This window comes from Nostocoides australiense Ben110, assembly GCF_001050535.1.
In the GTDB taxonomy this organism is placed as follows: domain Bacteria; phylum Actinomycetota; class Actinomycetes; order Actinomycetales; family Dermatophilaceae; genus Nostocoides_A; species Nostocoides_A australiense.
This window is the reverse complement of sequence record NZ_HG764815.1, coordinates 2,546,910-2,556,634: the sequence shown is the minus strand read 5'-3', so window position 1 is coordinate 2,556,634 and position 9,725 is coordinate 2,546,910. Positions and strand designations below refer to the sequence as shown.

Below are 9,725 nucleotides of genomic sequence, written 5' to 3'. Positions count from 1 at the left end.
TCACGCACACCGGCGACCACTGCCGCCACGTCGACCCGGCGCGTCATCGACGCCCGGGGACGGGCGGCATACGCACCTCGGCGCTCAGGCCGAGGGGACGCGCACGATCAGGGCGTCACCCTGCCCGCCACCGCCGCACAGGGCGGCCGCGCCGACGCCACCACCGCGGCGCTTGAGCTCGTTGGCGAGGGTGAGGACGACGCGGGCACCCGACATACCCAGCGGGTGACCCATCGCGATGGCGCCGCCGTTGGGGTTGACGATCTCGGGGTCAAGGCCGAGCGCCTTGGTCGAGGAGATGCCGACGGCCGCGAAGGCCTCGTTGATCTCGATCAGGTCGAGATCCTTGGGGTCGATGCCCTCCTTGGCGCATGCGTGCTTGATGGCCTCGGCCGGCTGCTGCTGCAGCACCGAGTCGGGACCGGCGACGTTGCCGTGCGCGCCGATCTCAGCGAGCCAGGTCAGCCTCAGTTCCTCGGCCTTGGCCTTGCTCATCACGACGACCGCGCAGGCGCCGTCGGAGATCTGGGAGGCCGAGCCCGCGGTGATGGTGCCCTCCTTGTTGAAGGCGGGGCGCAGGCCGGCGAGGGAGTCGGGGGTGGTGTCGGCGCGGATGCCCTCGTCGGCCTTGAACTCGACCGGGTCACCCTTGCGCTGCGGGATCGAGACGGCGACCACCTCGTCGTCGAAGAAGCCGTCCTTCCAGGCCTTGGCGGCGTTCTGGTGGGAGCGGGCGGAGAAGGCGTCCTGCTCCTCACGGGTGGCGGCGTAGTCGCCGACGTTGGCCGCGTCGGTCAGCCCGCCCATGCCCTGCTTGGTGAAGACGTCGGAGAGGGCGTCGTAGTCCATGTGGTCGCGCAGGGTGACATTGCCGTATTTGAAGCCGTCGCGGCTCTTCTCGAGCAGGTGCGGGGCGTTGGTCATCGACTCCTGGCCGCCGGCGACGACGATCTCGAACTCGCCGGCGCGGATGAGCTGGTCTGCCAGCGCAATCGCGTCGAGTCCGGAGAGGCAGACCTTGTTGATGGACAGCGCGGGGACGCTCATCGGGATCCCGGCCTTGGTCGCGGCCTGACGGGCGGGGATCTGGCCCTCACCGGCATACAGCACCTGGCCCATGATGACGTAGTCGACATCCTCGGGCTTGACGCCGGACTTCTCCAGGGCGCCCTTGATGGCGAAGCCACCCAGGTCGGACCCGCTGAAGCCTTTCAGCGAGCCGCTCATGCGGCCCATCGGGGTGCGAGCCCCGGCGACGATGACGGAAACGGGACGATCGGACATGGCAGCCTCCAACGGCGATGGTGAGACGACGGCTTGAAGCCATGCTAACGACGGCCCGGGCGCCGGACCCCGGCTCGTGCGGTGTCTCTCACCACACCGGCGGCGGCGGGCCGCGTGGCGTCGGCCAAGATGGGGACATGACCACGGATCTGTTCACGATGATCGACCACGTCGGCGTCGCGGTCGCCGACCTCGACGAGGCCGTCACCTTCTACAGCGACAAATACGGTATGCGGATGCTGCACGAGGAGGTCAACGAGGAGCAGGGGGTGCGCGAGGCGATGATGGCGGTCGGTGACTCCGGCTCCTGCATCCAGCTGCTCGCGCCGCTGTCACCGGCGAGCACGATCGCGAAGTTCCTCGACCGTTCCGGCCCGGGGATCCAGCAGATGGCCTACCGCGTCGCCGATATCGACGCCGTGTGCGACACCCTGCGCGAGCGGGGCCTGCGGCTGCTGTATGACGTGCCCAAACGAGGCACGAGCAACAGCCGGGTCAACTTCATCCACCCCAAGGACGCCGGGGGCATCCTCGTCGAACTGGTCGAGCCGGCGGCGGATGCGCAGCACTGAGATGGCGCCGGCCGCGGCTCAGCGCAGGATGGGGCCGTCGTCGCGGCGCCGGTTACGCAGCACCCGGATCAGGCTGTAGATCGCGAACGGGGTCCACAGGACCCCGAAGACGTAGAGCACGGCGGCTAGGGAGTTGTAGGCCCACTGATCGACCGAGATGACCTGGCTGGCGTGCAGGTCGGCCCAGCGGGCCAGGCCGAGAATCGCCACGGCCATGGCGATCTGCAAGATCGGCGGCCACAGCGACCGGTCCTGCTTCGGCGGGTGGCCGGCGACGTACGGACTCACGACTCCAACTATGTCAAAAATGACGTGTCGGCGATAGCCGTGACGGACCTCACGGGTGACTGCAATCTCATTATCCACCCGCCACCCCTGAGCCCTGACTAGGTTCGCCTCGATGGCCTGCGGTGCCTAGTTCGTGCCGCGCCCGAATCCGCCGACCGAAGGAGTTTGGACGACCGTGACCATGCAGCCGATTCTCGACGCGATCACCAGTGGCGAACGCACCCCGGAGGCGTATGCCGCCCTGAACGTGCCGGAGTCCTACAAGGGCGCCACGGTCCACAAGGACGAGGTCGGGATGTTCGAGGGGCTCGCCAGCCGTGACAAGGACCCGCGCAAGTCCCTGCACATCGACGAGGTGCCGGTCCCCGAGCTGGCGCCCGGTGAGGCACTGGTCGCGGTGATGGCCAGCGCCATCAACTACAACACGGTGTGGACCTCGATCTTCGAGCCGGTGCCGACGTTCGGCTTCCTCGAGCGCTACGGTCGCCTCTCCCCCTATGCCAAGCGGCACGACCTGCCCTATCACGTGGTCGGCTCCGACCTCGCCGGCGTCGTGCTGCGCACCGGCCCCGGCGTGCACCTGTGGAAGCCCGGCCAGGAGGTCGTCGCCCACTGCCTCTCGGTCGAACTCGAGAACGCCGACGGCCACAACGACACGATGATGGATCCCGAGCAGCGGATCTGGGGCTTCGAGACCAACTTCGGCGGCCTGGCCGAACTCGCCGTCGTCAAGGCCAACCAGCTGATGCCCAAGCCGGCCCACCTGAGCTGGGAGGAGGCCGCCTCTCCCGGCCTGGTCAACTCCACGGCATACCGTCAGCTCATCTCCAAGAACGGCGCCGCGATGAAACTCGGCGACCGCGTGCTGATCTGGGGCGCCTCCGGCGGCCTCGGCTCGTATGCCACCCAGATGGCGCTCGCCGGCGGCGCGACCCCGATCTGCGTCGTCTCCAGCGAGGACAAGGCCGAGATCTGCCGCAAGATGGGCGCCGAGCTGATCATCGACCGGCGGGCCGAGGGCTACCAGTTCTGGAACGAGGAGGGCACCAAGCAGAACCCCAAGGAGTGGCAGCGCCTGGGCAAGCGGATCCGCGAGCTGACCGGCGGCTACGACGTCGACATCGTCTTCGAGCACCCCGGCCGGGAGACCTTCGGCGCGTCGGTCTATGTCACCCGCAAGGGCGGCACGATCACGACCTGCGCGTCCACGTCGGGCTATATGCACGAATACGACAACCGCTATCTGTGGATGAACCTCAAGCGGATCATCTCCAGCCACTTCGCCAACTACCGCGAGGCGTGGGAGGCCAACGAACTGATCAACCGCGGCCTGATCCACCCGACGCTGTCGAAGACCTACCGGCTGGAGGAGGTCGGGCAGGCCGCGCTCGATGTGCACAAGAACCTGCACCAGGGCAAGGTCGGCGTGCTGACGATGGCCCCCGAGCCGGGCATGGGCATCACCGACCCCGAGAAGCGCGCCCACTTCGAGGAGGCCATCAACCGCTTCCGCGACGCCTGACCGACTCGCGAATCACCCACGAGCCGTCCCCGTTCCGGCGGGGGCGGCTCGTTTACGCTCAACCCCGGGCCACGACATACGACGAAGGGGGTCACGCGGTGCGGGACATCCGGATCGACCGCTACCGCGAGTTCCAGCGGCGCCAACGCGAAGCCTTGCGCGCCAGCCAGCATCGGCACCCGGCGGCACCCGAGACCCCCGAGGAGGGCGGCGAGCGGGTCGCGGCCGGGGCGAGTGCCCGGACCGATCAAGGGAACCGGTTCGGTCAGGCCGGCCGGCCGCTGAACCGCTCCTCCCCGCTCTATCTGGGTTTCTTCGGCGCGCTCGGCGCCCTGCTGGCCGTCGGCCTGTGGCACGCCCTCGGCCGGCTGGCGACGACGATCACCATCCTGCTCGTGTCGATCTTCCTCACCTTGGCGCTTGATCCGATCGTCGGGTGGCTCGGCGGTCGCGGGATGAAACGTGGGCCGGCCGTCGGGGTGGTCTTCGCCGGGCTGCTCGTCGTCTTCACGCTTCTCGGGCTGCTGGTATTCCCGCCGGTCATCTCGCAAGGTTCGGAGCTGCTGGCCAACGCGCCGACATATGTCGATCACATCCTCGACTCGGCGTGGGTGCGGCGCATGGATGAGAACTATGACGTGGTGGACAAGCTCCGCGAGGAGATCAACTCCCGCCTGACCGACTCCGGGTTCATGAGCCAGGTGTTCGGCGGCGTGCTCGGGGCGGGCAAGGCGGTGGCCAACGGGGTCTTCCAGACCTTCACCATCCTCGTGCTCACCCTGTACTTCCTCGCGAGCCTGCCGACGGTCAAGCGTGCTGCGTATGCCGTGGTGCCGGCGAGCCGTCGCCCCCGCGTCGAGCCGCTGGCGGAGGAGATCATGCGCCGCACCGGCGCCTACGCGACCGGTCAGGTCACCGTCGCGACGATCAACGCGATCTGCTCCTACGTGATGATGCGGCTCGTCGGGGTGCCGTATGCCGCCGTGCTGGCCGTCGTCGTCGGCTTCCTCGGGCTGATCCCGATGGTGGGTGCGACCGTGGGGGCCGTCGTCGTCTGCCTGGTGGCCTTCTTCGACTCCCCCCGCAGCGCGGTCATCGTCGCCATCTACTACCTGGTCTACCAGCAGCTCGAGAACTACGTCGTCGCGCCGAAGATCATGGCCCGCACCGTGTCCGTCCCGGGCGCGGTGACGGTGGTCGCCGCGCTGGCCGGCGGCACCCTCCTCGGAGTGCTCGGGGCCCTGCTCGCCATCCCCATCGCGGCCGGTCTGCTGCTGCTCTATGAAGAGGTGCTCGTCCCTCGGCAGCGCAACGTCTGACCTGCCGCCCTCGTCCGCCGAGCCGCCCGTGGAGTGTGATCTAGATCACATATGCGGTCAGGCAACCTTTTGGCCCGCTGTGACGTCTGTCAGGGTGTCGGCGCGCTGGGGGGCGAGCCGGCCCGGCGGTGGGGTGAGCTCGTGGGGACGCGAGCCCCCGCCGCCCTCTCTTTTTCCGCCTACTGCCGAACCCGGGCGCTGGTGGGGTCGTAGAACGGTCGCAGCGAGACGCGGGCGGGCACGAGCTGCCCGGCGACGTCGACCGTCCACTCCCCGGCGTCGATCCAGGCCTTCGTCACCGCCTCGGGCGCCTCCACCATGGCCAGCCCGACGGCGCCGCCGATGGTCCAGCCGTATGACGCCGCCCGGATGTAGCCGACGAACTCGCCGTCGCGCAGCACCGGCTCGGCATGGAAGAGCAGCGGCTCCGGGTCGGCGAGGAGGACCGAGACGATCCGGCGCGTTGCCGGGGCCGCCTTCGCTGTGACCGCGGCCGCCTTGCCGCGGAAGTCGCCGCCGTCGAGCGCGACCGCGAAACCCAGCCCCGCCTCATACACCCCGTCGGTGTTGTCGATGTCGTGTCCGTAGTCGCGGTAGCCCTTCTCCATCCGCAGGCTGGCCAGGGCGTTGAGGCCGTAGAGCGCCAGCCCGTGCTCCTGGCCCGCGGCGACGATGGTGTCCCACACGGCGAGGGCGTCGCCGGCCGGCACATAGACCTCGTAGCCGAGCTCGCCGGCGTAGGTGATGCGGGCGAGCAGGATCTCCTTGTCCGCCAAGGTGGTTCGTCGCACCGACCGGAAGGGCATCGCCTCGGCGCTGAGGTCGGCGCCGACCAGGCCGGCGAGCACGTCCCGGGACCGGGGGCCCTGGACGGCGAACTGGGCCCAGGACGTCGTGACGTCCTCGATCGCCACGTCCCGGTCGCCCGCGGCGGCCAGCAAGAGGTGTTCGACGTGCCCGTATGCCGTGTCGGAGGCGACGAGGAGGAAGTCACCGTCCGTCAGCTTGGTCACCGTCAGGTCGGCCTGGAGCCGGGCGTCGTCGTCGAGCCACTGGGTGTAGGTGATCGTCTCGGCCGCACCGTCGACGGCCCCCGCGCTGAGGTGGTCCAGCAGGGGTCCGGCCTCGGGGCCGCGGATGCGCCACTTCGCCATGAAGGACATGTCGATCAGGCCGGCCCGCTCGCGCACCGCCTCGTGCTCGGCGCGCCAGTTGGCGAACCACGGCTGGTGACCCCAGCCGGGCTCGGCGTTCGGGGTCTGCCCCGGCGCGGCATACCACGCGGCGCCCTCCCAGCCACTGACATCGCGCAGGTACCCGCCCGCCTCGACCAGGCGGGTGGTGGACCGCCGAGCGGTGGATCCCGCGGCCGGAGGCGAGTTGCACGCCGGGGGTGTGCGCGGCATACACCGTGCCGAGGATCTCGGCGGTCCGCTCGGCGCGGTAGCGCTCGTCGAGCTGATAACCCCGGAAGCGGTCCACGTTGACAGCGGTGACGTCGACGTCCGGGGCACCCGTGGTGATCCAGTGCGCCATGACCCGGCCCCAGCCGCCGGAGGAGAGGATGCCGACGGAATTCATTCCGGCACAGACGAAATAGCCGCCGACGCCGGGTGCCGCGCCGATGGCCGGCAGCAGATCGGGGGTGAAGGATTCGGGCCCGCAGAAGAAGGTGCGGATGCCCACCTCCACGGCGACCGGAACCCGGGACATGGCCTTCTCCACGAACGGGCCCATGCGCCCCCAGTCGGGCGGGATCTCGCCGAAGCTGAAATCGCGCGGTATGCCGTCCACCCGCCACGCCGCCGCGCGCGGCTCGAAGAGGCCGACCATCATGCCGCCGCCCTCTTCGCGGTAATAGCCGTATGCCGCGGGGTCCTCGAAGACGGGGGCGTCCGGGCTCATCCCGTCGATGGGTTCGGTGATGAGGTAGTAGTGCTCGGCGGCCTGGTTGGGGACGACGATGCCGTTCTGGGCGGCGAGTTCGCGGGCCCACATGCCGGCGCAGTTGACGACGACCTCGGCCTCGATGTCGCCGGCGCTGGTCTGGACGCCGGTGACCCGCGAACCGCGTCCTTGTGGGGTCGTCAGCACCTTCTCGACCGACACGCCCTCGACGATGTGCACTCCGAGGTTGCGGGCGCCGCGGGCGAAGGACATCGTCAGGTCGACCGGGTTGACGCGGCCGTCGCCGGGCAGATAGAAGCCGGCGAGCAGGTCGTCGGTCTTGGCCAGCGGGAACAGCTCGCTCATCTCGGCCGGGCCGATCTCGTGGATCTCCAGGCCGAACCGGCGCTGGAAGGCCGCCACCCGGCGGTATTCCTCGAGCCGGTCGGCGTCGGCGGCCGCCTCGATCAGTCCCACGGGCTTGAAGCCGGTGGCGACACCCGTCTCGGCCTCGAGCCGGGCGTACAGGTCGCGGCTGTAGTGGCGCAGGCCCGTGGACGTCTCACTCGTCGACCCGAAGGTCGTCATCAGTCCGGCGGCATGCCAGGTGGTGCCGCTGGTGAGCCGATCCCGTTCGAGGACAACGACATCGCTCCAGCCGGCGTGGCCGAGGTGATACGCGATGGAGGTGCCGATCACCCCGCCTCCGACGATGACGACACGGGCACGGGCAGGGAGCGGCGCTGGCACCCTCCGAGCCTAGCCGGGCGTCTTGTCCTGCCGTTCCGAGGTCTCGATGGGAGCGGTGGCGCCTTCGTCGGGAGTCGGTGCCGCGGCTGGTGCCGGGTCCCTGGGCGTTGCCGGGGCGGGGAGGAGTTCGTCGCCCTCGACGTCGGCCGCGAGTTCCTGAAGCCGGGCCGTGGCGGCATCGACGACCTGGGGATAGCCGGCGGCCAGGGCGTCGAAGAGGTCGGTGACATAGCCGAGTTCGGCGACCAGCTTGGCCCTGGTGAGCAGGTGGCGGTCGGGACGGGAGTGGCGGGCGCGGGCGTAGGCCCGGGCGACCTCGATCACGGCGGGAGCGGCGGCGTCGCGGACCAGGCCGGCGAAGTCGTCCGCCGGATCGGCGACCTTGGCCCGGCGCCAGCCGACGATCCCGGTGATCTTGGCCGTGCCGTCGTCCGCGAGCGCCATCAGCACATGCCGGCCGTCCAGCCCGCCGTGCACCGGCACCGGCACGAACTGCCAGAGGGCGACATTCTCCAGCGCGGCCTCCCACCGGGTGAGCAGGCCGGCCGGCACCTTGCCGGTGGCGGCGGCGCGGTCGAGTTCGGCGAGCCGGCGCTGCCGGTACTCGTCATGGCTGTAACTCTCCAGTCCCGCGTCCTCGAAGAGGGCGGGGTCGAGGTCGTGGATGGCGGCGATGGCGCGACCGAGGTCGGCGACGACGGGAAACGCGGGGTCGAGCGCGGCGAGCCGCAGTCCGCGGCCGGGGATGGCGGCGTGCACGTGCACGCGCCCGCCCTCCTTGAGTGCGACACTCCCCCGCGTCACCGGCACCCGGATGTCCAGGTGTTTGGCGACGAGCTTGGCGGCGGCGGCGCCGGCGTCGAGTGCCACGGCGGCAGCCGCGGAGGCACTGGCCCGCACGATCCAGTTGCGGCCGCGGGTGTCCTCGACGAGGGCGACGTCGACGGCCATCCCGGGGTCGACCGGGAAGTCGCCGGCCGCCACGGGATCGAGGCCGGGCACGGCGGCGCTGGCCAGAGCGGCAAGCTGGAAGGGCGTTCGCGTCACGATCCCACCGTATGCCGTCCGCGCCCGCGCATCCCCGCGCCGGCCGGACTCAACCGCGGAGTGTCGCGACCAGAGCGGTCAGTTCGCTCGCGCTGCGCAGTGGCGGGTAGACGGTCTCACCGGTCGCGGCGTAGTAGAAGGCCGCGCGCACGGTGTCGGGGTCGCGGCCGGTCAGGCGTGCGTAGGCGATGCGATAGGTCGCGAGCTGGACGGCGGCGGCGTGGGCCTCCTGCCCCCCTGGCGGGGCGCCGGACTTCCAGTCGACGATCGTCACCGACCCGTCGGGTTCGAGGAAGACCGCGTCGATCCGCCCGCGGACCGCCGTGCCGGCCACGACCGTCTCGACCATCACCTCGGCGTCCAGGGGCTCCCGCTCGGCCCAGTCGCTGGCGCGGAAGCGGGCGATGAGGTCCTCCAGGTCCACCTGTTCGCCGGTGTCGGGGTCGGCGCTGCCGGGCAGGTCGTCGGGCTCGAGCAGCGCGGCGCGGCGGTAGTGCCGTTCGATCCAGGCGTGGAATGCGGTGCCGCGGCGGGTCGCCACGCTCGGCCGTTGCGGCATCGGGCGGCGCACGCCGACGGCGAAGTCGTCGGGTTCGGCGGCGAAGGAGACCAGTTGGGAGGTGCTGACGTGCCCGCCGAGGGCGTCGAGGAGCCGCCAGGGGCCGCCGGGTGCGGACTGGACGGGGAAGGAACCGCTGCCGTCGATCCGGGCCTGCCGTTCGGCGACGAGGACGGCCACCTCCCGGGGCAGCACGTGGTCGCTCAGGTCGGGTCGGCCCATGGCCGCGGCCACCGCGCCCGCTCCCTCCCGGACCGGGTCGGCGACGGGCGCGTGCGGCGGCCAGCTCACCGAGACCGGTTCGGCGAGTGCGGGATTGGTCGCATCGGCCGGCGGGTCGGGGCACCAGCCGAGGGTCGTGAGGAGGTCGGGGCGCTGTTCGCGCAGTTCGAGGAGGAATCGCGACGGGACGCGCGGGGTCTTGGGCCCACCCCAGACGGCGCACGTCAGGAGCATCGCCCGGCGCGCGCGGGTCAGCGCGACATAGGCGAGCCGCC

8 protein-coding genes and 1 pseudogene are annotated in these 9,725 nt (G+C 70.7%); 3 read left to right on the top strand and 6 right to left on the bottom strand.

Features of this window, described 5'->3' with window-relative positions; translation table 11 throughout:
* Positions 1 to 84: 84 nt before the first annotated feature.
* Positions 85 to 1,284 carry an acetyl-CoA C-acetyltransferase gene (locus tag BN11_RS12300; RefSeq protein WP_048698128.1) on the bottom strand — a complete coding sequence of 400 codons (1,200 nt, stop codon included), beginning with the start codon at positions 1,282 to 1,284 and terminating at the stop codon, positions 85 to 87.
* Positions 1,285 to 1,421: 137 nt separating this feature from the next.
* On the opposite strand from BN11_RS12300, the gene mce reads away from it, so the two are divergent.
* A complete protein-coding gene (gene mce, locus BN11_RS12295) occupies positions 1,422 to 1,856 on the top strand; it encodes a methylmalonyl-CoA epimerase (RefSeq protein ID WP_048698127.1) in 435 nt (144 codons plus the stop codon).
* 18 nt (positions 1,857 to 1,874) lie between these two features.
* Here the strand turns inward: mce and BN11_RS12290 are convergent, their stop codons facing one another.
* Entirely contained in the window at positions 1,875 to 2,144 is a 270-nt protein-coding gene (locus BN11_RS12290; protein WP_048698125.1) for a hypothetical protein, read from the bottom strand.
* A gap of 181 nt (positions 2,145 to 2,325) precedes the next feature.
* On the opposite strand from BN11_RS12290, the gene ccrA reads away from it, so the two are divergent.
* Together ccrA and BN11_RS12280 are read left to right on the top strand one after the other, a co-directional pair.
* Positions 2,326 to 3,666 (top strand): crotonyl-CoA carboxylase/reductase, encoded by a 1,341-nt coding sequence (gene ccrA / locus BN11_RS12285; protein WP_048701366.1) that lies wholly within the window; start codon positions 2,326 to 2,328, stop codon positions 3,664 to 3,666.
* A gap of 98 nt (positions 3,667 to 3,764) precedes the next feature.
* Complete coding sequence (locus tag BN11_RS12280; protein WP_048698123.1) at positions 3,765 to 4,985, top strand: AI-2E family transporter; 1,221 nt, start codon at positions 3,765 to 3,767, stop codon at positions 4,983 to 4,985.
* A 179-nt stretch (positions 4,986 to 5,164) separates the two neighbouring features.
* On the opposite strand, the gene BN11_RS25205 is transcribed toward BN11_RS12280, so the two are convergent.
* From BN11_RS25205 to BN11_RS23745, 4 genes and pseudogenes are all read right to left on the bottom strand, one after another.
* Positions 5,165 to 6,391, bottom strand: coding sequence for an aminomethyltransferase family protein (locus tag BN11_RS25205; protein ID WP_235435457.1), 1,227 nt, complete (start codon positions 6,389 to 6,391; stop codon positions 5,165 to 5,167).
* A gap of 4 nt (positions 6,392 to 6,395) precedes the next feature.
* Positions 6,396 to 7,571 (bottom strand): annotated as a pseudogene (locus tag BN11_RS25200) (FAD-dependent oxidoreductase); the annotation flags it as partial.
* A 60-nt stretch (positions 7,572 to 7,631) separates the two neighbouring features.
* The gene (locus tag BN11_RS12270) at positions 7,632 to 8,669 is read right to left on the bottom strand and encodes a phosphotransferase (protein ID WP_048698120.1); all 1,038 of its coding nucleotides are present in this window, start codon (positions 8,667 to 8,669) and stop codon (positions 7,632 to 7,634) included.
* Between the two features lie 49 nt (positions 8,670 to 8,718).
* On the bottom strand, positions 8,719 to 9,725 hold a 1,007-nt coding region (locus BN11_RS23745), incomplete at its 5' end, for a RecB family exonuclease (RefSeq protein ID WP_048698118.1).

What these genes read in the sequence shown, in the direction of transcription:
- BN11_RS12300 (WP_048698128.1), bottom strand. Translation starts at nt 1,284, where the DNA reads ATGTCCGATCGTCCCGTTTCCGTCATCGTCGCCGGGGCTCGCACCCCG.
- mce (WP_048698127.1), top strand. Translation starts at nt 1,422, where the DNA reads ATGACCACGGATCTGTTCACGATGATCGACCACGTCGGCGTCGCGGTC.
- ccrA (WP_048701366.1), top strand. Translation starts at nt 2,326, where the DNA reads ATGCAGCCGATTCTCGACGCGATCACCAGTGGCGAACGCACCCCGGAG.
- BN11_RS25205 (WP_235435457.1), bottom strand. Translation starts at nt 6,391, where the DNA reads ATGCCGCGCACACCCCCGGCGTGCAACTCGCCTCCGGCCGCGGGATCC.